Origin of the sequence: Aquimarina macrocephali (assembly GCF_051627225.1) — a bacterium.
Taxonomy (GTDB): domain Bacteria; phylum Bacteroidota; class Bacteroidia; order Flavobacteriales; family Flavobacteriaceae; genus Aquimarina; species Aquimarina macrocephali.
This window is the reverse complement of record NZ_CP151795.1, coordinates 1,938,817-1,964,438: the sequence shown is the minus strand read 5'-3', so window position 1 is coordinate 1,964,438 and position 25,622 is coordinate 1,938,817. Positions and strand designations below refer to the sequence as shown.

Below are 25,622 nucleotides of genomic sequence, written 5' to 3'. Positions count from 1 at the left end.
TTAGAAAATTGCTTTTATACATACAAGACGTATCACAAAATTCTAATTCAGATGTATTGTTTGAATCTTGGAGATCAAACTTCCATCACTTCCCATTCCTTCAATAAAAAGTGTAATATTCTCTAAGTTGGTATTCTTAATCTTAAACGTTCCTAAGCCGTCCTTATTAAAATCAACCCAAGGTTGCCAATGAATCAAACCATAGTCTATAAATCCCAAATCAAGATAGTTTGAATATCCTGGATTATAAAACTCTTTAACAGGTTCAAATCCTTTTTCCATTGTGTATCCTACAGAATTTTCATCAATGTCAATTTTTGATCCTAAAGGAACTTTTCTAGTATATATCCTTATAGATGCCCCTGCGCCCCCTCGGGCACCCAAACCATAACTTATTTTATCAATATAAATTCTATCTACTTCATTAGTTCGTAATACTGTTAACATACTTTTATCGCCTCTTAACTCAACATTATCCACAAATACAGGAACCTGAGTTGGAAAATTTATAGAACTTGGTGCACGGCTGTAAATAACTACATCTGAAGTAGCCGGTCTCTGATCGCGTATAAAAAAGCTTCCAACAGACTTAATATAGTCTAATATCACTGGAAAATCCCTTGCCATCCTAGGAGTGATTTTTTTAGAATTATTTTTAATGTATTTAAGTATTGGTACTTTACTTGTGTTTTCTGATTCTTCTTTACTTTTTGCCTTCAACAAAACTTCATCTAAAACCTCAACATTATCGGCAATAAACCCTTTAGGAATCTTTATGTTCTTGTTTATATTTTTGCTTTCTATATTATTTTGTTGTGAAATAACAATATCATTAAGTGGCTTTTTATGCTGATCTAATAGTATTTGTAAATATAATCTTGGCTCTACAAAAATATCATCAGAGGTTACCCCAGAAAGCTTAATTTCTTCCCCTTTTTCAGGAAAGAAATTAGGTAATTCAAAAGAATTTGTATTATCAACATCAATAAAATTACCTTTTTGATATGTAGTTGGATGCATATATAATTTATATATATCATCTTTGTTCTTACCTTGTATTTTTCCTTTTAGTATATACCCCTGATTAAATTCATACAACATGTTAGGCTTATTATTAAAGATGGTATTCCAACTATACTTACTCCAACCTTGAGTAATTAATAATAAATCAAGATCATATCTTTTTTTTCTGTCTATATCAGTAAAATAATATATTTCATTCTCTATAAAACCTTTTAAGTAAGGTCGTAATACCATTGCCGAATAAATATTATCGTTTGGATTATATGATTTTGTGCCTTCAGGTAATACAGAAATACTTAGATCATATCTAACTCCTTTTTTTGTAGGCACCTTGATATTTATTAATAAAGAATCTTTTATAGTCTTGTTGCTAGAAGCACTAATGTCCTCAACAGTTTTATCAAAAGAATTAAACAATAATCTTTCTGCAATAGGGGTTTTCTCTTTAAATACGGTTAGTGTATTTATTCCTGGATAAAACACGTCTTTTTTTAATGAAATCCTCCTCTTTACTTCGTTGGGTAAAAAATGCAAAGGGATTTTCTTAGATAAATGATTTTGTTTAACTAATAAATAATAATGATCACTGGCTAAATCCTCTAATGTTCTTGTATTGGTATTAAATTCTACCAACGTATGATCTGTTGCCATATTGTCAACTCTTATAGCTATTCCTTTATCATATGTTTGAGGAAATGGTATTTGTATTTTCTCGCCATTATTGAGTTCTACAATTGCTTTATATTTTTTATCTAATCTTGGACGTATATTAAATTTGCCCATCCCAAATTTATTTGAACCAAATGAAATGATTTTATTTCCCTTATCATCAAAAACATAACCATTTTCAAAATGCACTCCATAACCTCTACTATTAATCAGTTTAAAACCAACGCTATTATCTGTGTCTGAGACTAGATAACCACCTTCAGGAAGTAATTGAAAATCATATCTTAACTTTTCTGTTAAAACTTCTTCAGGATTGGGTTCTTTTATGATCTCTATTTTCTTGGTATAGGATTCGTCTTCTATAAAATTATTCATCCAGTTCGTTGATACTCTCATATAGTAATTACCATTATTCCAAGTAGAATCAATTTTTATATTACCTCTAAAATTACCTCTGGAACCAAAAAACAAACCATTATATAGTTCCTTTCCTTCCTGATTGAATAATTGAACATTAAAATTTGTTGAACCAAAAGATGGAAGATTATTTTGTCGATCATAAGCATAGCCTTTAAACCATACTTCTTCTCCATTAACATAAGTGCTTTTGTCCAAATGCAAGTATAATGTTTCTCTAGGTATACTGAAGTAATCATTATTAGCTTGTTGTGCAGAGCGTGATAAACTATTATTCTGAGCATTTAATCCTATAGAAAGGAAGAACAATAGTAGTGTTGTAAAAAAGTGATTCATAAGCCCCTATTTATATTTTATTTCTCTAGTATATAAAATCCTTAAAACTCATATTAATTAACTGCTAAGGTTTTAACTAGATTTTTAGTTAAAAATGTCCTTTCAGAATTAAAAAACTAATAGTAATAAGGTTAAACTGTTTTTATAACTAGTTGTCAATTAAAAAACAGTAGATATTAAATTTCTGTAATGTCTATAAGACTTAATCGAATTTTACCGTTTTTATAATTGCTTCAAGTTCAAATATATTATCTCTTTTACTTACCGAAGGAGCAAATACAAAGCCTTCTAATACCATTAATCTATTATTAGCAATGTCTTCTATAACATAATTAACAAATGGGCCCGACATAAAACGATCTTTGATCTCCCAGATTCCTTTGGTCTCGAAAGTAAATCTATTGTCTAACTCAATTTCATAAAGATAAGGTGCATAAGCCTCTTCGGTAATGAAATGACCAACTTCTGGGGTAGGAATTTTCACTGTTCCCATAGAATCTCTCATTTTTATGATACTAGAAACTGTATTAGAATCTTTGGTAACCGTTCCTAGTGGTAATTCATAGATCATAAGATTCATACTACCATGCTTAATATTTTTACGAATCCAGAAAAACTCATTTTCTTCAATAGCGATACGATATGCTGAAGGGATGTTTAAAGTGATTCCCATTTTTTCTTGTAGCTGTGGAATCCTCTCTAAGGACTTTTTAATAATTGCTTGTTTTTCCTTAATTTCGATAGACTTATATTTCGAAATGATCTTTTCATGATTCTCTCGAATCAAAGTAGCAATATCTTCGTTTGTGGCTCCAGAGATTACTGCGCCAATTTGAGGGTTAGAAAATTTGTTTTTTAATAGCCCATATTTATTTTCTCCCTCATTTTGTTTTTCAATCCAAAGAAAAATACGACTCTGTTTTGCGAGGCCGGTAAAGGTTTCCTTTGGCATTTGTCGCATTGTAAACAAAGGTTCTTCTTGAGGTAAACCCGGTACTTCGGCTCCAAAATATTTTCTAATGGTATCGCCAACATTACTGTTCCATAGTTCATTATCTATAACTACAGAAAGATGATTTATTCTTCCATTAGAGTGCGCCATAGATTCCTGACTCTTCTGGTTTTTATCTTTTTTAACCTCTGTACAGCTAACGATACAAAGTATGCAAATAATTGCGAGGGATAATTTTCTCATAAGGTAGATAATATTAGCGGTTATGATTTTGAAAGTTTCAGTGTCATACCTGGTTTTATACCACTACCACTAATATCGTTCCAATTTTTAAGGTTTTCGACAGATACTCCTTTAAATTTTTGTGAAATGCTCCATAAAGTATCTCCTGTCTTAACCGTGTACACCTCAGAGCTATTAGCTGCAACCCTAGTTAAGGTTTTTTTTGTTGTAGTTTTTCTGGGTTTATCCACTACTGGTCTACGAGGATAAATGGTAAGACGTTGACCAATTTTAAGGTTATTACTTCGTAAACCATTCCATTTTTTAATTTGACTTACTCTAACGCCATAGCGTCTTGCTATTTTTCCTAAATAGTCGCCACTACGTACTCGATATCGAATCCGATCATTTGCCTCTCGGTATTTAGGTAACGGTTTTTCGCGCTTATCAAATTCTGCCTTAGCTAATGTATAGATTTGATCTTCATTAGTTACAAAAGAACCAATTTTATCCAATGGTAATCGCAATACATAATCTTCATCTTTGATATATGGAATGATATCTAGTTTATAAGAAGGGTTTAGAAATTGCAATTCTTCAATATCAATATTTATATATTCTGAAACCTGATCTAATGTGATCATTTGTTTAACTCGTATGGTATCGGTTTCAAAATATGCAAACTCGGGTTTTCTCGGTTTAAAACCATGTTTGTCTGCATATTCAAAAATATACATTGTTGCCAAAAAAGCAGGTAAGTATCCTGCAGTTTCTCTAGGAAGATTATGTCTGATATTCCAATAGTTTGTATATCCACCACTACGGCGAATAGCCTTGGTTACATTACCAGGACCTGAATTATACGAAGCCAACGCAAGATCCCAATCTCCAAATACTTTATATAAATTAGAAAGATACTTACAAGCAGCTTTGGTAGACATAATTGGATCCATACGTTCATCGACATATGAACTTACCTCTAAACCAAACATTTTACCTGTACCAAACATAAACTGCCATAATCCTGTAGCTCCAACTCTGGACTTTGCTCTAGGTTTTAAAGCAGATTCTACAATAGCAAGGTATTTTATTTCTAAAGGAATATTTTGATTGTCTAGCTCTTGCTCAAAAAGTGGAAAATAAAATTCGCTTAGTGCCATTAAGCGCTCTAAATGTTCGTGCCTGTTTTTTAAATATCTTTTGATAACACTTTCTAATGAGGTATTATACTCTACATTAAAAGGAGTGCGCGCATTTAATGCTGCTAATCTTGCTTTTAAAGTATCAGTAGGAAGATCAACATATTCTACTGGTTCATATTTCAGTTCGGTAACTGATTTGTAAATAGTATCAAAAAGGTTAGAGTTATATAATTCCTGTTTCCAGATAGAATCTAACTGCGACATCCTGGGATGGTCATTTGCTACATAAATTACACTGTCTTTTGCACTCGTCGATGTTAACGTAGTTGTTTGTAGTTCGCCAGTTGTTTTGATTACTTGAGTTGTATCTACTACCCGAACTGTATTTTGTTTTATGTCCTGGGTCTTACTAAGTACAATCTCCTTGGTGTTTTTAGGATTTGATTGTTCCTCTGATGATGTTTCTTGTCCCGCTAATGAAATCGAAACTAATAAAAAAGAAAGAAATAATGTACAATAGTTATTCATTTTACAAATGCATTTGCTTTTAGTTCAACGGAAATTTGGGGACTATCTGTATTGTTTTTAACATGTTATCAACAATACAGCAACGAAAATCGTGCTTTTTTTTCTAAACTGCAAAAAATCAAAGCGTTAAAAACATGAAAAAAACGGTTAAAACAACCGTTTTTTCATAATTTTTACAAAAAATAAGCGTTTTCTTACAAAATTATACCTTATTCATTTTCTATTGCAGCAATTCCCGGTAGTGTTTTACCTTCTAAGCTTTCTAACATAGCTCCTCCCCCTGTAGAAACATAACTTACTTTGGTACCAAAACCAAATTGTTTTACTGCTGCTACAGAATCTCCTCCTCCGACAAGAGAGAATGCTCCATTTTCTGTAGCTTCTGCGATAGAATGTCCTAATGCTATTGTTCCTTTAGAAAAATTTTCCATTTCAAAAACACCTAATGGTCCATTCCATAATATGGTTTTTGATTTTAGAATTACTTCATGAAAAATTTTCATTGTTTCGGGTCCGACATCAAGTCCTTGCCAACCATCAGGAATTGTATTAACAGCAACAACCTTAGTATTTGCGTTATTATCAAATGCATCTGCACCCAATACATCTACAGGAAGGTGAATTTCTACTCCTTTTTCTTTAGCTTTCTTTAAAATCTCTAATGCCAGTTCTTGTTTATCATCTTCACAAATAGAATCTCCTATTTGACCTCCCAAAGCTTTAATAAATGTATAGGTCATTCCTCCTCCAATAATCAAGTGATCTATTTTATCCAGAATATTTTCGATTATTGTAATTTTTGAAGATACTTTTGATCCTCCCAGAATTGCAGTAACAGGCTTCTCTCCGCTTCTTAATACTTTATCAATACTTTCTATTTCTTTTGCTAATAAACTACCAAAACATTTATGCTCAGGAAAAAATTGTGCTACAATAGTCGTAGAAGCATGTGCTCTGTGAGCTGTACCAAACGCATCATTTATATAGATATCTCCCAGCTTTGACAATTGCTCTGCAAAAATTGCATCTCCACTTGTTTCATTAGGATGAAATCTTAAATTTTCTAATAATAGAACTTCACCAGAGTTTAGCGCTGCGACAGCATCTTCTGCCTCCTGACCAACACAGTTAGCTACATATTTGACTTGAACTCCAAGAACATCTGCAACTTTATCTACGATATGTCTTAATGAAAACTCATCCTGAACACCTTTTGGTCTACCTAAATGGGACATTAAGATCGCACTTCCTCCGTCTTCCAAAACTTTAATTATTGTAGGTTTTGCTGCTTGAATTCTAGTATCATCGGTTACTTCAAAATTTTCATTTAAAGGAACATTAAAATCTACTCGAATTAAGGCTTTTTTATTTTCAAAATTAAAATCGTCAATTGTCTTCATGATGCTGAATTGGTTTTTCGCAAACGAAAATAATTCTATTTCATTAAAAACATCAAAATCTGATAGAAAAATTACCCGAAATCAAAGGTAATTTTTCACTTTTATCAAATTTTTATAAAAACCCTTTTTTCAATAAAAGAATCATAGTCAAATAATAGGATTACTGTCAAACCAAAAAAAGATACGATTTTGATATTTATAATAAATTGGGGTTCTTATCCAACTTCATGTTTTTCTTTCTTACTATACCTATTTGTTTCGATATCTTAGAATTAGAATACGATAAATCTTTGATGCTATTAACATCATATTTGTCTTGGCAAAATACCATAATAGTATTTTATGTTAAAAATTATTTCTATATTGTATATGCAAAAACACTAAACAACTAACTAATTATGAGTAATTTATCCGCACAAACACCAAAAAAAATTACAGTAATCATAAGTATTGTACTTGTTCTTTTAGGCCTTCTAGGTTCACGTATTCATCCTGTTTTGGCAGAAAATAGTAATTGGCTCGTACTTGCAGGATATGTGCTTCTTCTACTAGGAGTTTATCTAAAAGGGTTGTGATTTTCTGTAAAGATCAATACCTATTAAAATTCGTTTAACCCTGATTATTTTATAGAAAGGATTTTCTAGTAATATATAATGACTAATACTTAGTACAAATACATGTCCTAAAGTCAAATAAATACTACATCTTCTAATTATTATTTTAGAGGTTGCTTATTTTTTATCAGGTTTTATATCTTATAGATCTGCTTTCTTTTTTAGGTATCCCTTATATTTGCCTATGCTTTTCTCAGAAATTTTAGGCTTAAAACATATCAAAAGCTATTTGACCACTAGTGCTAATCGTCAAAGAATACCTCATGCCCAGCTTTTTGTTGGTCCTAATGGTAGTGGAACATTGCCCATGGCTATTGCCTATGCGCAGTATGTCTTGTGCCAAAATCAAAATGGAGAAAATACAGATGGTCTCGAGGCTTGTAATGTAAAGTTTGATCATCTCGCGCATCCCGATTTACATTTTGTATATCCTGTTGCTGTAAATGATAAGGTGAAAAAGCATCCTACATCGGATCAATTTGCAGAAGAGTGGAGACATTTTGTAAATGAAAATCCATACGGAAGTATTTTTGACTGGTATCTTTCTCTTGGAATTGAAAAAAAACAAGGTCAGATTGGAGTTGATGAAGCGCTTGAGATCGTAAAAAAACTTTCGCTAAAAAGTTATGAAGGAGGTTATAAAATAATGTTGATCTGGATGGCTGATAAAATGAATATTGCAGCTTCTAATAAGCTTCTCAAATTAATTGAAGAGCCTCCTGCAAAAACCATATTTATACTTATCGCAGAAGATGAGGAGCAACTTATACAAACTATTAGATCCAGATGTCAAGTATTACATTTTCCTCCTTTGGGAGAACAGGTAATAAAAGAAGCGCTTCAGAAAAAAGAGAATATTTCTGATGGTGATGCTTTAAAAATAGCACATCAGGCTAATGGTGATTATAGTAAAGCTTTACACCTGCTACATCATGATGGTGGTGATGATCAATTTGAAGATTGGTTTATACAATGGGTGCGTACAGCATTTAAAGCCAAGGGAAACAAGTCTGCTGTAAATGATCTAATCACCTGGAGCGAATCTATTGCTGGTACAGGAAGAGAAACACAAAAAAAATTCCTAAAATATTGTCTGGATTTTTTCAGACAAGCTATGTTACTTAATTATGGTGCAGAAGATTTAGTCTTTCTAGAACCAAATACAAATGGTTTCAAATTAAAAAACTTCGCTCCTTTTGTACACGGAGCCAATATTATGGACATCTGTAATGAACTTCAAGATGCTGCTTATCATATAGAACGAAACGGTAATGCAAAAATCATCCTCACAGATCTTTCTATAAAACTTACCCGATTATTACATAAAAAAAGTTAATCACGCTTAGTGTACTGCCTATTAACCCTTAAGAATACTAAATTAGAAATCAGTGTTTTTAGTCTCAAATCTTATTCTATATTTGATATCCTAAACTAATCTCACATGGATAATTTTATAAATAATATTGTTTCAATAACCATCTTATTATTTCTTCTCATTACTTTTTTGCAATCTGGTATCGATAAAATAATCGATTGGAAAGGAAATCTTAGTTGGTTAAAAGAACATTTTGCGTCTACTTTTATGGGTAATATGGTTCCTCTTCTTTTAACAATTATTTTAATTATTGAAATGATTACGGCGGTATGTTGCGTTATTGGTATGTATTACCTTATTACAGATAACATTACATGCTATGCTGTTTTAGCTATGTTTTTAGCCTGTATAACGCTCTTAATGTTGCTTTTTGGACAAAGAGTAGCAAAAGATTATCAAGGAGCTTTAACAATCACCTGTTACTTTATAGTAGCCATCTTTGGGTTATACGTTGTTTCTTTATAAAATACTTTATAATATAGAAGGGCACTAATTAGTGCCCTTCTAGTCTCCCGCCTTATGTAATAAAACTTTTTTAGAATAAAATAGTAATACCAACCTGGTGTGGGTAATATTTCACCTCTTCTTAAATACAGAATGGACTTTCTATTACATAAGGCGGGTTAAAGAAATAAATATTGGGGAATATTATTTCTTTACTATTTTAGTGATAATTTCCTTCTTATTTTTTGTTAAGATCTTAACAAAATAAATACCATCACGAAGATTAGCAATATTGTATATGTTTTCTGTAGTTTCTATTACAAGTTTGCCATTCTATCATAGATTTTTATACTGGTAACCTTTGTATTTACATTTATAATTCGTTTGGTGCATGTGTGAGACCATCTACTGTTTCATTTAACCCAACAATGCTATTTCCTATTGTCTTTGACTCGCCTTTTATTGTAATGGTACTATTTAAATATGGAATTAAAAGGCATTTTGATAACTAAAACAGAGCTAGAAAGGATAGTAATGCTACATAATAATTTTTTCATGTTTTGGGTTTTAAGAGCTATAAATATTTAAATAAAATCACACAAATATTAGTTTAATAATATAGTATTGAAGCTCATTTATATTTGTTAAAAATACAATGGAGTAACTAAATAAAAATCACGGTTTTCAGGGGTTTTACATCTTGAAGTTTGTTGAAGAAACTAAATAATCAAAAATATATGGATAAATAATTTAAAAAAAAAAACCTGCTTAAACAAAGCAGGTTTTTAGAATTTCTTTTAAAATCTTATTAATATGTACATCCACATTTACTTTGTCTACAACCAAAATCGAATCCTAACGTGATCATGTGCGACCCTGCTGCAGAGGTAGGTTGTAAAACTTCGTTTACATTAATCTGATATCCATAAGCAACATAAAAATTAGCTTTTTTGATTCCTAACATAGGAGATACAGAAAGTGGTTTAAAATCCTGATCAACCAAAGATCGAAGACTAACTCCTATCCAATAATAATCTCCACGGTGCATTTTACGAACCTTTAGATTAAGATCAGCTGTAGAACGACCATCTCCAGCAAAGTTTTGGTATAGTATAGACGGTTCTACCTCGATATCACTAAATCTATGATAGAATGTATATCCAGTATACAGATAATAGTTCTGTATTTGAGAAGGTTCTGTTGGATTAAAATCATCTATCTCTTTCTGTAATAAATTCACAGCATTGGCGCTCAAAAAGAAACGACCAATACGATATAATAATCCAATATCAAAATTAGAATCATTTACACTTATATCTGCTAATCCAGGATTAAATGGGTTATCAGGGTCTCCATTATTAAACTTTGAAGTATCAATACCAAATTGGGTGAACTTGTAGCTAATTCCAAATGATAAGTATTGATTATTGTATTCGTTAAGTGTTAAATGGTGAGCAAAAGATAACTGAATCCCTTTCTGAGTAGTAAATCCATTCTGATCATTAAACAGAATAGCACCTACACCCGAACGGTCTGATATTCTACCATCTATTGATAAGGATTGTGTACCTGGAGAATCCTCGATACTAACCCACTGCTCAAAACCTGAAGCTCTGATCTGCCAACAATCTCCAATACCCGCATATGCCGAGGATATCAAATATGGGTTATCTGCGATATATTGATTTTGTACAGGGGCAAAAAACTCCTGGGCAAAAGTACAATAACTTGCAAATAGGCTAAATATGATAATATACTTCTTCATCTAATATTAAAAATTACAGATCATTAACTTTTCTCTTTCTATACCATTTGGCTTTTTATCCATATAGTCTTATAACTTACTAAGGCTCTATATATTATCTATATAATGTAAAGTGGCCTGTAAATTCTCTATTATCTACGTCATTCAGAATTATAGAATACCAATAATCTCCTGATGGAAGTTGTTTTCCTTGGTATAAACCATCCCATCCTTGTTGGTCTCCTTTAAATTCTGCTAGCATTCTTCCATATCTATCAAAGACGATTACTTCCATGTTTTCAAAGAAGAAAGGATCATCTATATTAGGAGTAATCTGTCTAGGGTACCAGAAACGATCTTCTGCTGTACTATTAGGACTATCCGGTGTAAAGTAGTTAGGAATACGAATATTAATATACGTCAGATTCTGAACCGTAAGTACCTCACAGCCATCTGCATCAACTACGCGTAATACATAATCTGCAGTCTGTCGTATTACAAAAATATTTCCATCTAATTCTGTATAGTCTGAAGGCTCTAATTGATCCAACGTCATTCCATCTTCTAACATCGTAAATGAGAATGCATAGAAAGGAGTATTTTCAAATGGTCTTCCTCCAGATGCTATAATTTGATATTCATTAGGATCTTCTGGGTTATTGGTCATTTGAGCAACTGGTATTGCCAATGGAGTATACTCAAGAATCTCGATTGTATCTACAGTTCTTGTACATCCCTGGAACTCCATAATACCTTCATACTCTCCTGGAATTACCTCAAAATTACCTGTCAAATTCGAATTGTTAGGTGGATTTGGTGTTCCATTTATACCATTCAAAGTATAAATAATACCTAATCCTTGTGCCTCTTCGACAATATCAAAACTTACAAGATATTGCTCTTCACTAGTCATCACAGGATTCGCAGGATCACTATAGTCAAATATAGGACATACTAATTCTGGTACTAGTTCGCCAGCAAGATTAACGCCTGGTTCAATATCAATATTAAAGGCTCCCTGACAGTTTGCATTGTTTTGTGAATCTCTAATAAATACTGTAGTCGTACCTCCTGGTAGATTATCAATAAATAAATTTGCAGGATCTGTTACGGGTTGATAATTTACACCATCAATACTCCAGAAATAACTTGGGTCTGCTGGATTTGCAGGTGGTAATCCTCCTGTAATTGATAAGGTAGCTGTACCATTCATATCTCCTGCACAATCTTCTGGCGTTGTCGAATTTACAGTAGCCAAAATTGGTGCTGGCTCTATAATCTGAATATCAATAATAGTTCTTGGACAACCGTTATCATCTTCTACCTCTACTCGATATGTATCCGCTGGTAAATCTATAAACGTATGCTCATTAAGAGGTGTTTCAGATTCATCTTCAATAAAGGTAAACACTGCAGTACCCGCGCTATTATATAATGAGAAGTAGTATTGTGCAGTACCCCCAACAGCAGTTACTCGTATAGTACCGTCAGTTTCTCCATTACAAGAAATAGGCGTTGCAAATGCTTCTGCTATAAATTCTGCTGGTTGGGTAATATCAAAAGGTGTTACACTATCTACACAGTCTCCACTGGTTACTGTATAGGTATAAGTTCCTGCCGGTAAATCACCAAAGAAGCTAGTAGTTTGAGTATCTGTGGCTAATGGGCCAGGTAATGTTACAGCATTTCCTAAGTAATCTGTACCTGTCACTCGATATCCATAATTACCTAATCCTCCGGTAACACTTGCGTCGATAGAACCTGTTGGCTCACCAAAACAAACAATAAACGTATTACTTAAGTCTAATGTCGTTGTTAAAGGAACAGGATCTCGTACTGGTATGGTATTAGAAGCCGGAGAAACACATCCATTAACATCTCTAACAAAGAAGTTATAATCCCCTGCAGGTAAAGTAAATTCATGGACTGTAGGTGTTGTATTACCAGCAACAAAGGTAACTCCATCGCTACTAAACTCATATCCTCCAGGAGTTCCTCCTCCCGCAGTAACCGTTATCGGGTTAGGACTAGGAGCAAGACAAGTTATTGGTCCTTGAACTACATCTATCGTCACAGCTGGTGGAGCATTAATAACCACAGGGTTTTGAACAGCTTCACATGCTAAATTATCGGTAACCGTAACAATATAGTTCCCTGGTTTAAGATCTATCCATTGGAAAGTATCTGTAGTACTTGCAACCGCAACAGATTGTGAACCATCAGGAAATGTTAACATAAAGAAATATGTCCCTGGTCCCTGACCTCCTGTAGCAGTAGCTGTAATTGTACCATCCTCACTATCAGAACAAGCTAATAGCGTTGGTGCAATTGCATTTAATCCTAAAGGTACTGGTGGATTTATAACTATTGTTTCGTCTGATGGGCAGTCATTAGCATCTAAAACTCGTACTCTATAGAGTACATTTGTAGTGATGTTATTTGCGTCCAACCCTGTAAAAATTGTTGTTGTTGTTTGGAATGGAACTCGTATTGTAATAATACCTCCGCTATCTTCGCTTTCTAGCTGATATCTAAATGGAGGTGTTCCTCCATTGGCAACTACTTCTATCGAAGCGTCATCACCAGGATTACAGGTTTCATCTTGTTTCTGATCTAACGTTACTGTAATCGCAGGAGGCGTTGCAATATTTACTCTATTCGACACTTCATCACAGAAAGGAGTAGCCAATGCCTCTACAGAAACTTCGAATGTTCCTGCTGGTAATCCAGTAATCGGTTCTGGATTTTGTGTCGCTACGTCAGCAGCAATATTTACATAACCTACAACATTAGCTCCTGTAACAGTGTTTACAACCGTATAATTATAAGCACCTGTATAATCGCCAATATTCAACGCCAACGCTCCTGTAGTAGCTCCATTACACAATATATCTGTAACTGTAGTTAATGTCGCTGTGATCGTATCAAAAGGAGCAATCATATATGCTGGAGTATCTATAGAACAATCTGTACCTCGATCCGTAATCGTAAATACATACGAACCAACACTTGGTAAAGCAAAAGTCACATTCGTAGCATTCGCCTCAACTGCAACTGTACCTGGGTTATCATTTGCTTGTGCAACAACTCCTAATGAGGATAATACTCCTCCTACTTCTACAAAATCAAATGGACCTATACCTCCTGTAATAGAAACAGTAACTGTTTCTGGATTATCACATGAAATAACACCATTGTTAACTGCAGCAGTATCTCTGGTTATGGTAGGATCTGTCATAATTGGAAAAGCCGGCACAATAATATCAAAATTGGTAAAAGCACAATTATTTTCATCAGTAACCGAAATCGTATAGGTACCTGCAACAGTAGCTGTAATTTCATATTGAACTCCATTAAGAGGATTACCATCTGCATCTGCTACATCAGTCTCTGATCCACTAGCAGCACCACTATAAGAAACATCATACGGAGCTGTACCATCAGTAATAGTTAACGTAATTACCGGGAATATATCTGCATTCGATACATTATTACAACCATAAGGCGTCTGAACAAATGTAACATCAAGAGCTGCTGTAGGGCCTCCAACTACCACCTGAATCGCTGGGGTGTTAGAACAACCTTTATCCGAAACAACTACAATGTCATATGTTCCTGCTTCTAAATTTTCAAATAAAGGATTTGGTTGTAGTGGTCGTGTTAATGGACCTGCTACAATTTGATATTGATAAGGCGGATTGTCATCTGCCGTAGCATCTAAACTTACTAAAATAGTACCATCATTACCTGCAAAACATGAAACAGGAGTCGATACTCCTGATGGTATCGGATCTACGAAAGTAGGTACTGTAATTTCAAAAGTAGCTTCACATCCTGGTGCAGGACCAATCGCGCTATCTATAACTTCTACTCGATAATCCCCTGGAAAGATACCGTCTGTACCTGCAACAGTGCTACTAAAAGTAACCTGATCTGCTCCTGGTCCAGCGGTTTGAGTTACGCCAAGTACTGTTATTCCTGTACCAGCATTAACCAAATCAAAGGTAAAGTTACCCGGATTAGCCGTAATATCTGAACCACCACTAACCGTAGCCACTATCGTAGCATCATTATCTCGACAAGTCGGCTCTGTTAATGTAGCAGTAACCAATAACTCTGGATATACCGTAATCGTTCTTGGTGGTGAAGGACATCCGTTCTCATCAAAAACAACAACACTATACGTACCAGGACCTGAAACTGAAAAATCATGACTAGCTGTATTTGCTCCTGTAACAGTACCTGATACTTGAGCACCGCCATCTATAGAAAATGTCAATGTACCTGTACCTGGTGGTATCGGAACATTACTCGTAGCGGTAACCGTAAAAGTATAATCATTATCAAATATACATGCATCATCTACAAAAGGGTCTATAGTATTAATAACTGGAGCCAGAGTAACAGGTGGAATCGTAATTTCTCTTGATACAACACAATTGTTAGCATCCTGTACAAAAATTACCCAAGTAGTAGTCGCAGGGTCTAAAGTAAACACCTCTGTAAGTGGATAAACACCTGGGTCAGGCTGTGGAGCCGATCCAGCAACCGCTGCAAAACTATATCCAGGAACTCCACCATTAGCATCCATAGTAACTGTCGATAAGGCTGTATTACAATCTGCTATCGTAGCACTTAAAAAGTTTAACGTAAGAGGTGCTGGTTGATCAATTGTAGCTGTATTCGACACTTCATCACAGAAAGGAGTAGCCAATGCCTCTACAGAAACTTCGAATGTTCCTGCTGGTAATCCAGTAATCGGTTCTGGATTTTGTGTCGCTACGTCAGCAGCAATATTTACATAACCTACAACATTAGCTCCTGTAACAGTGTTTACAACCGTATAATTATAAGCACCTGTATAATCGCCAATATTCAACGCCAACGCTCCTGTAGTAGCTCCATTACACAATATATCTGTAACTGTAGTTAATGTCGCTGTGATCGTATCAAAAGGAGCAATCATATATGCTGGAGTATCTATAGAACAATCTGTACCTCGATCCGTAATCGTAAATACATACGAACCAACACTTGGTAAAGCAAAAGTCACATTCGTAGCATTCGCCTCAACTGCAACTGTACCTGGGTTATCATTTGCTTGTGCAACAACTCCTAATGAGGATAATACTCCTCCTACTTCTACAAAATCAAATGGACCTATACCTCCTGTAATAGAAACAGTAACTGTTTCTGGATTATCACATGAAATAACACCATTGTTAACTGCAGCAGTATCTCTGGTTATGGTAGGATCTGTCATAATTGGAAAAGCCGGCACAATAATATCAAAATTGGTAAAAGCACAATTATTTTCATCAGTAACCGAAATCGTATAGGTACCTGCAACAGTAGCTGTAATTTCATATTGAACTCCATTAAGAGGATTACCATCTGCATCTGCTACATCAGTCTCTGATCCACTAGCAGCACCACTATAAGAAACATCATACGGAGCTGTACCATCAGTAATAGTTAACGTAATTACCGGGAATATATCTGCATTCGATACATTATTACAACCATAAGGCGTCTGAACAAATGTAACATCAAGAGCTGCTGTAGGGCCTCCAACTACCACCTGAATCGCTGGGGTGTTAGAACAACCTTTATCCGAAACAACTACAATGTCATATGTTCCTGCTTCTAAATTTTCAAATAAAGGATTTGGTTGTAGTGGTCGTGTTAATGGACCTGCTACAATTTGATATTGATAAGGCGGATTGTCATCTGCCGTAGCATCTAAACTTACTAAAATAGTACCATCATTACCTGCAAAACATGAAACAGGAGTCGATACTCCTGATGGTATCGGATCTACGAAAGTAGGTACTGTAATTTCAAAAGTAGCTTCACATCCTGGTGCAGGACCAATCGCGCTATCTATAACTTCTACTCGATAATCCCCTGGAAAGATACCGTCTGTACCTGCAACAGTGCTACTAAAAGTAACCTGATCTGCTCCTGGTCCAGCGGTTTGAGTTACGCCAAGTACTGTTATTCCTGTACCAGCATTAACCAAATCAAAGGTAAAGTTACCCGGATTAGCCGTAATATCTGAACCACCACTAACCGTAGCCACTATCGTAGCATCATTATCTCGACAAGTCGGCTCTGTTAATGTAGCAGTAACCAATAACTCTGGATATACCGTAATCGTTCTTGGTGGTGAAGGACATCCGTTCTCATCAAAAACAACAACACTATACGTACCAGGACCTGAAACTGAAAAATCATGACTAGCTGTATTTGCTCCTGTAACAGTACCTGATACTTGAGCACCGCCATCTATAGAAAATGTCAATGTACCTGTACCTGGTGGTATCGGAACATTACTCGTAGCGGTAACCGTAAAAGTATAATCATTATCAAATATACATGCATCATCTACAAAAGGGTCTATAGTATTAATAACTGGAGCCAGAGTAACAGGTGGAATCGTAATTTCTCTTGATACAACACAATTGTTAGCATCCTGTACAAAAATTACCCAAGTAGTAGTCGCAGGGTCTAAAGTAAACACCTCTGTAAGTGGATAAACACCTGGGTCAGGCTGTGGAGCCGATCCAGCAACCGCTGCAAAACTATATCCAGGAACTCCACCATTAGCATCCATAGTAACTGTCGATAAGGCTGTATTACAATCTGCTATCGTAGCACTTAAAAAGTTTAACGTAAGAAGACTGCTAGGTTGTGTTATCGTAAAAGGTGTTGCGTCTGTACAAGGTATAGGTGCTCCACCAGTTTCAATAGCTCTAATAAAATAATTACCTTCACTTAAACCAGAGGCTGTTCCACTAAGAAGAGGTGCAACTAAACTTCCTGATATCCCCGTGGTAATACCGGTATCAGCATCAAATACTTCCCAGTCTACAGTCGTTGCTCCTGCTGGTGTAGTCACTGTAAAATCTATAAATCCATTAGCTCCTCCAAAACAATCCACTGGATCATTATTGGTAATTGCTATATCAAACCCTGGAGGGTCAACTGGAATTACTGCTTCAAAATATCTACATCCTGTAGAAGTATCTATAATTTCAAACACATACGGTACTCCATAATCAAGGCCAGTAAATTCGTGTCTTGTCTCATTACCAAATCCATTTGGTAACGGAGTAAGCACTCCGTTTAACATTCCATTCAGAGCTTCATAAGGCGGTATTGCTGAGCCTGTAGCTCTAAATTCATTAATTAGATATGGGCCTTCTCCTCCAGAAACTTCTACCTGATATCTCGCTCCCGTAGAACAATCTGCCGGAGGTGCTGTTACATCAAAATCCAAATCAAATGGAGGCTGTGTTATCATAAACGGTCCAATTCTGTTACTACATCCATCAGATGCTATGATATCAACAAAATAAGAATCTGGGTCCAAATTATCAAAAGTAGGACCTGTACCCACTGCTAAAGTAACAGGGTTTGTTGTTGTTCTTGTGTTTTGTGTTAAATCGCTATTTAATAATACATACGTATAATCTGTCACCCCTACAGAACCTCCTGTAGCAGGATCTAAAACAATAGTTCCCGTTGTAGTTGTAGAACAGTCTATATTGGTAATTGAGTCTACAGTAGCAGTTATCTGAGGCGATTCTGCTACAATTGCCTGAACTGTACCTAAACATTGTTTAGCATCTCTAATCTCAAAATCATAAGTTCCGGCAGCCAAACCTGTAAAAGTAAGGTTGGTTGTAAATGCACCTGCAACAGGTGATGTTATTCTTGCCTCAAACGGACCAGCTCCTGCAGTTGGGTTTATAACCACAACTCCACTCGAATCCCCATTACAAAGCACATTTGTAATTGTGGTTGTCGCCGTAGGTACAACCGTAGGATTAACAATGATTTCTGAAGAAGTAGCTACACAATTCAATCCATCTGTAACTCGAATCTCATACGTATTCGCAGCATTTATAGAAACAGGAGAAGTAACTCCTGCAAGAAAAACAGTGCCAGGACCTACCTCGATAACATCAAAAGTATATGTACCATCACCGCCTGTAGCAGTAAATGAAATCGTCGCATTTGGAGTCACAGAACAATCCAAATCTTTATCTAAATTCGCGGTAATTGTCAATTCTGGATTAATATCAAAATTAATCACAGTAGATGTACAATTACTTCCTGTATTGCTTACCGTAACACTGTGTGTTCCCGGAGTAAGATTTGGAATCTCAAAAGTATTAGCTGGTGCTGGGCCTGGTAAAAAGACTACCGCCACCGGAGCACCGCCATCTAAACTATATGTAAATGGACCCAATGGAACTGGAATACTCGGGGTAATCGTAATCCATTGTGTCGCCTGATTGGTCGTGTCATAACACGCATCACCCCCTACTGCTGTGGCAATAGTAGGTGGAGTAAGTTGACCTACAGTAACTGGATTGGTAACCTCACATGCTGCTGCAGTAGAACCATCACGTACCGCAATTATATAATTCGCAGCAGCTAAACCACTAAAAGTATCACCATTCTGATATGCCGTAATAACGACTCCTCCAGAAGTTCGTAATTCATATTGATAACCTCCTCGACCGCCTGTAGCATTTACCGTTATAATACCTGAAGTAACTCCACAATTGGAATCCACAACAGTAGTAGTGAAACCTAAAACAGCAGGATCAGTAATCGTAATCGGTGGAGTAAGTGTTGCACTACAATTAGTAGTATCATCGGTAACTACGATAGTATAAGTACCCGCTCCAAGACCAGGTACTGAAGTTGGAGTCGTAGTAATAGAATTACCTGTAATCGGAGTGGCAACAGGAATTGTTCCTCCAGTAACAACATAACTATAACTCGTAGATGTTAAATCTATACCTGTAACATCAAATGATAAAGATGCATCTGTATTTGTAGCACAGGTGGGCTCCGCAGTAATATTAGCAGAAACTGCTATAGGATCTATAGCGTCTATCGTATAATTTTCTTGATAAATACAACCATCTGTGGTTGTTCTTGCTTCAAATGTATAAGTATCTCCTGCTGGTAAAGTGTAAACTGTAGTAGTACTAAAAGCTGTAACGCTTGCCGCAGGTGAAGTAATTCGATATTCAAAACTAGCAGCTCCATTAGTACCTGTCGCACTAACAGTAATATCCGAAGTAAGTGCAGGACATTGAGGTTGAGTCTGAGCAAAGGTAAGATCAGTTACCACCTGAAGTGGATCTATTGTACGCTGACCCAAATTAACAGGACATGCCGCAGTAGCCGTATCTCGAATATAAATAGTATAAGTACCATCTGTTAAACCTGGAAATATACCCGTAGTATTACTGAAATCAACTCCATCAATACTATATTCATAACTTCCATTACCTCCTGAAGCTCCAGAAATCGTAATCTGTGCCAACTGAGGTGTCGTACTCGAACCAGAAGCATCACAACGATATTCCGTAACAGCAATATTTGTAACTGTAATTAATGTGGGAGCTGTGACAATTGCCTGAACTGTACCTAAACACTCCTTAGCATCTCTAATCTCAAAATCATAGGTTCCGGCAGCCAAACCTGTAAAAGTAAGGTTGGTTGTAAATGCACCTGCAACAGGTGATGTTATTCTTGCCTCAAATGGACCAACTCCTGCAGTTGGGTTTATAACCACAACCCCACTCGAATCTCCATTACAAACTACATTTGTAATTGTGGTTGTCGCCGTAGGTACAACCGTAGGATTAACAATGATTTCTGAAGAAGTAGCTACACAACTCAACCCATCTGTAACTCGAATCTCATACGTATTCGCAGCATTTATAGAAACAGGAGAAGTAACTCCTGCAAGAAAAACAGTGCCAGGGCCTACCTCAATAACATCAAAAGTATATGTACCATCACCGCCTGTAGCAGTAAATGAAATTGTCGCATTTGGTGTCGCAGAACAATCTAAATCTTTATCTAAGTTGGCAGTAATGGTCAACTCTGGATTAATATCAAAATTAATCGCAGTAGATGTACAATTACTTCCTGTATTGCTTACCGTAACACTGTGTGTTCCCGGAGTAAGATTTGGAATCTCAAAAGTATTAGCTGGTGCTGGGCCTGGTAAAAAGACTACCGCCACCGGAGCACCGCCATCTAAACTATATGTAAATGGACCCAATGGAACTGGAATACTCGGGGTAATCGTAATCCATTGTGTCGCCTGATTGGTCGTGTCATAACACGCATCACCCCCTACTGCTGTGGCAATAGTAGGTGGAGTAAGTTGACCTACAGTAACTGGATTGGTAACCTCACATGCTGCTGCAGTAGAACCATCACGTACCGCAATTATATAATTCGCAGCAGCTAAACCACTAAAAGTATCACCATTCTGATATGCCGTAATAACGACTCCTCCAGAAGTTCGTAATTCATATTGATAACCTCCTCGACCGCCTGTAGCATTTACCGTTATAATACCTGAAGTAACTCCACAATTGGAATCCACAACAGTAGTAGTGAAACCTAAAACAGCAGGATCAGTAATCGTAATCGGTGGAGTAAGTGTTGCACTACAATTAGTAGTATCATCGGTAACTACGATAGTATAAGTACCCGCTCCAAGACCAGGTACTGAAGTTGGAGTCGTAGTAATAGAATTACCTGTAATCGGAGTGGCAACAGGAATTGTTCCTCCAGTAACAACATAACTATAACTCGTAGATGTTAAATCTATACCTGTAACATCAAATGATAAAGATGCATCTGTATTTGTAGCACAGGTGGGCTCCGCAGTAATATTAGCAGAAACTGCTATAGGATCTATAGCGTCTATCGTATAATTTTCTTGATAAATACAACCATCTGTGGTTGTTCTTGCTTCAAATGTATAAGTATCTCCTGCTGGTAAAGTGTAAACTGTAGTAGTACTAAAAGCTGTAACGCTTGCCGCAGGTGAAGTAATTCGATATTCAAAACTAGCAGCTCCATTAGTACCTGTCGCACTAACAGTAATATCCGAAGTAAGTGCAGGACATTGAGGTTGAGTCTGAGCAAAGGTAAGATCAGTTACCACCTGAAGTGGATCTATTGTACGCTGACCCAAATTAACAGGACATGCCGCAGTAGCCGTATCTCGAATATAAATAGTATAAGTACCATCTGTTAAACCTGGAAATATACCCGTAGTATTACTGAAATCAACTCCATCAATACTATATTCATAACTTCCATTACCTCCTGAAGCTCCAGAAATCGTAATCTGTGCCAACTGAGGTGTCGTACTCGAACCAGAAGCATCACAACGATATTCCGTAACAGCAATATTTGTAACTGTAATTAATGTGGGAGCTGTAAAAGTTATATTTGTAATTTCAAAATCACATCCAAATCCATCTTGAACAGTAACTGTATGTGTTGTTAATGGATCTACATTATTAAACGTTTCAGAAGTACTAACAGTTGGTCCAATAGTTACTTCTGTTGCTGTTCCTTGATCTAAAATATAAGTAAACGGTGAACCTGATCCAGCAGTAACAGCAACTTGAATAGAACCATTATCTGTCGGACAAACAGGATTAACTGGCGTAGCTGTTGCTGTAATTGCCGTATAAGGGCTTACATCTACACTACCTGCTGCTATTGTACAGCTATTATCAAGATCATTAACAAATACTGGGTAATTACCCGCAGCAATTGCTCTAAATTGATAAGTCGTTCCTGTTATCGGTGCTAATACAGTACCCAAGAAATCTGCCTGGTTATTAAATGCAAAATTACCAGAACCTCCTGTGACTGTAACCTCGTAAATTGCAATAAATTGATCGGGGTCAAACGGTGGGGCTAATGGATCATAACTTGGATGTAATGGGTCATTAAGGTTAGGATCAGGTTGATACCCGGGATTACAATGCAAATCCTCAACAAGTCTCACTGTAGCCGAAAATGCTGCAGGGTCATTTATTGTAACAACAAAAACCTCAGAGCAGCTACCATCGGCTGATAATACCTGTACATTATAAGTATCAGGATTAAGCCCGGTAAATGTATGGTTTGGAACCGTTGTAGGTCCCTCTGTATCATTAAAAGTCGTTGAAGTACTATTAATAATATATCTATAATTAACTTGGGAATCATCAACTGTTATTTCAATCCTTCCTTGATCGCCTGGACATGTAGGAGAAGTTGGAGTAACTGTTTCTCTTGCATCTAATTCGTCTAAAAAGATAGTTTCCTGAAAAACACAAGCTGTAGGCAAACCTCCAACTTGACGAACATTAACAGCATATGTTCCTACTTCTGTTAATCCTGTAAACTCTGCTGAAGCCTGATACCCAATTACTGTGTTTGTTATTGGTGTAATTAATTGATATTCGTATTGAAGAGAGGAATTTTGAACTCGTATTGTTCCTGGCGTACTACAAATGATTTGTCGTACAACTGTAAGATCAGGATCAAAATTATTCTGAAATACATTAAAGTAAAAAGGTATGGTACAATTACTATCAAAAGTGGCATTAATTCTATATTCTCCTGATTGTGAAATTGTAAAACTATTAATATCTGTACTTACCGTTACCCAATCACCATCACATCCTGCATCTGTAGTAGGACAATTAGGGTCTCTTGTTACTGCAGGACAAGCTGCAGGATCTAATCGCTGCCATTCAACTGTAGTTCCAATAGGAAAACCTAGCGTATTTCCTGGAGTTGGAACAGTTAATGTAGTCCCTGCTCCACATAAAAAGATCTCCGGTAATGGATCTCCGGTAATTGGACATGGCGTTCCTGTACCAGAAGGTGGCCCATCATTTGGTTCACCAAAAACATTAGGATTGGCAGCAGATGGTAAATTATCTGCAATAGCTACAATCGGATTTACTACAGTATTAAAAGCATCAACATCAAAGGTTTGTTGTTTATCCTGACAACCTGGTGCACCGGTCTCAGTAACTATATATGTTCCTGCGGCTGTAACTACTAAATCTCTATTAGTGCCTATAACAACTCCTGGATTACTAGCGTTTACCCATTCATAAGAAGTAAAACCTGCTCCCGCTGTAAGCGTTAAAGAACCCGTACATATAAACGCTGGTTGGCTTTCTGTAAAACAAATACCATCATTAACCAAAACGTTAGATGTACCTGTAATGTCAAACTGACACGCATCTTGTTCCAAAATACTTTCTTCACCAGTTTGTGTAATACCAGATTCAACTCCTGTATAGGTTGAAATTGCTACATTATTAATTTGATTAGAACAAGCATCTCGCAAGTCGGCACAGGTGGCTACAACACTAACTCCAAAACGAACAGTATGAATCCCTCCATTACGAACAATTAATGGATCTGCTATTGTAATATCTATCTGTCGGTTTGTACCATTAGGAGTAGCAACTATTCCTGGGTTACTAGTAGTTATACTACCCAATGTAAAATCAACATTATCAGGAAGCACATCCCTAATACTTGCTGCAGTAATATCCTCATTACCTTGATTCTCTATAGTAAGTTCATAAAACAACTGATCTGCAAAATTTACAGGAGATCCTGTAATATCAATGCCATTATTATCTAACACTCGCTTGGTAACCGTAAGCTCAGGTTCAATAATTTCTATTTGAAATGAATTGAAAAACACACTATACGCATCACCAGCAGAAGTTGTTCTAAAACTAGCAGAAGTTTGATCATTACCAATAACCGTTCTACCCGGATTCGGAATATCAAAAATATCGGCATCAAATCCTAAAGTGTTTATTGAAGATGGAGTTCTATCTGGAGTCAATGGATTCGCAGTGGTAACATATTGACCATCTATAGAAATCGAACTGTCATAAAAATTATTATTAGGATTAGCGGGAGTTGTAAAAATATTTTGCCAGGCAGTATCTGGTCTTTGCACTTGAAATATGTCTCCTAAAAAAGGTCTATCACCCTCTAACGTAGCAATCGAATATCGCGCACGAACTGGTAAAGGTGCAGGTAAAGTCTGAAAACCAGTATATGAAAAAGTTTGAAGTGGATTACCCGGAGCAATCACTAAATATCCATTATTTGTACTTATAAATTTTGCTGATAAGGTAGGGTCTTCATAAGCAACTACCAGTACCCATCCCCCAGCTATACCGTTGGCATTAAATCCAGAAAAACCTGTAGAAGCACGCATATCTGCAACAGTATATGTTCCATTTGCATTCCCTGCCCCAAGCCCTTGTATTAGTGTTGTAACATCTGCATAACATACATACGGAATATCTATTGCTGCAGTATTACTTGGATTGGTGGCAGTATTACGATATCCATCATAAATCACTTGTGTCTGAGTAGGTGGAATAGTAACATACCCACCACCACCAGGTGGTCTAATTTTTATAGTTCTAAAATCAGGTCTATTATCAGGAAAAGGTAAACCCGTATACTGAACAAAACGAGTATCAGACGGGTTCATTTGTACAAAATATGATGCCGACCAATATAATCCTGCATATGCAATCCTTTCACAACCAGATGTTAACTCAAGTTCTGCACTACTGGAACTAAATGTACTCCCATCTCCATCTATATCTATATACCCAAAGGTTTTTGCATTGTTAGAAGCGTTTCCATTATAGTTATCATTAGGTGTAAAACCACTTTGGTTTAGTCCAATAATAGCATTACCAATTATTTTAAGCTCTCCATTAATTCTTAACGTACTATTAGGTACCTCGGTAAAGGGGACCTGAGCTGATATTTGTTGTACGCCTATCATTAAAAAAACCAAAACGATAGCAGATTTCAGTCTAAGTTTCATAAGCCGTGGGGTGTTTGGGTATTTAGTCATCATAATCTCTTTC

9 protein-coding genes and 1 pseudogene are annotated in these 25,622 nt (G+C 36.0%); 3 read left to right on the top strand and 7 right to left on the bottom strand.

The genetic code is table 11. The annotated features are described in order from the left end of the window. Positions 1 to 42: 42 nt before the first annotated feature. The 4 genes from AAFU52_RS08730 to AAFU52_RS08715 form a co-directional block, all read right to left on the bottom strand. A complete protein-coding gene (locus tag AAFU52_RS08730; protein ID WP_438426139.1) occupies positions 43 to 2,445 on the bottom strand; it encodes a hypothetical protein in 2,403 nt (800 codons plus the stop codon). Between the two features lie 202 nt (positions 2,446 to 2,647). Beyond that, a complete protein-coding gene (locus AAFU52_RS08725; protein ID WP_438426138.1) occupies positions 2,648 to 3,640 on the bottom strand; it encodes a DUF4837 family protein in 993 nt (330 codons plus the stop codon). A 20-nt stretch (positions 3,641 to 3,660) separates the two neighbouring features. Beyond that, positions 3,661 to 5,289, bottom strand: a complete 1,629-nt coding sequence (locus AAFU52_RS08720) for a LysM peptidoglycan-binding domain-containing protein (RefSeq protein ID WP_438426137.1) — start codon at positions 5,287 to 5,289, stop codon at positions 3,661 to 3,663. A gap of 209 nt (positions 5,290 to 5,498) precedes the next feature. Continuing rightward, on the bottom strand, positions 5,499 to 6,689 hold the full coding sequence (locus tag AAFU52_RS08715; protein ID WP_106793767.1) for a phosphoglycerate kinase: 1,191 nt from the start codon (positions 6,687 to 6,689) through the stop codon (positions 5,499 to 5,501). 398 nt (positions 6,690 to 7,087) lie between these two features. On the opposite strand from AAFU52_RS08715, the gene AAFU52_RS08710 reads away from it, so the two are divergent. From AAFU52_RS08710 to AAFU52_RS08700, 3 genes are all read left to right on the top strand, one after another. Continuing rightward, on the top strand, positions 7,088 to 7,264 hold the full coding sequence (locus tag AAFU52_RS08710; protein ID WP_161635270.1) for a hypothetical protein: 177 nt from the start codon (positions 7,088 to 7,090) through the stop codon (positions 7,262 to 7,264). A 223-nt stretch (positions 7,265 to 7,487) separates the two neighbouring features. Beyond that, positions 7,488 to 8,639, top strand: a complete 1,152-nt coding sequence (locus tag AAFU52_RS08705) for an ATP-binding protein (RefSeq protein WP_024769836.1) — start codon at positions 7,488 to 7,490, stop codon at positions 8,637 to 8,639. A 105-nt stretch (positions 8,640 to 8,744) separates the two neighbouring features. Beyond that, positions 8,745 to 9,143, top strand: a complete 399-nt coding sequence (locus tag AAFU52_RS08700; RefSeq protein WP_024769837.1) for a hypothetical protein — start codon at positions 8,745 to 8,747, stop codon at positions 9,141 to 9,143. Positions 9,144 to 9,326: 183 nt separating this feature from the next. Here the strand turns inward: AAFU52_RS08700 and AAFU52_RS08695 are convergent. From AAFU52_RS08695 to AAFU52_RS08685, 3 genes and pseudogenes are all read right to left on the bottom strand, one after another. Next, positions 9,327 to 9,443, bottom strand: a pseudogene (locus AAFU52_RS08695) (T9SS type A sorting domain-containing protein); the annotation flags it as partial. Between the two features lie 487 nt (positions 9,444 to 9,930). Continuing rightward, positions 9,931 to 10,887, bottom strand: a complete 957-nt coding sequence (locus AAFU52_RS08690) for a PorP/SprF family type IX secretion system membrane protein (RefSeq protein ID WP_024769838.1) — start codon at positions 10,885 to 10,887, stop codon at positions 9,931 to 9,933. A gap of 94 nt (positions 10,888 to 10,981) precedes the next feature. Next, entirely contained in the window at positions 10,982 to 25,579 is a 14,598-nt protein-coding gene (locus AAFU52_RS08685; protein ID WP_438426136.1) for a T9SS type B sorting domain-containing protein, read from the bottom strand. Positions 25,580 to 25,622: the final 43 nt, after the last annotated feature.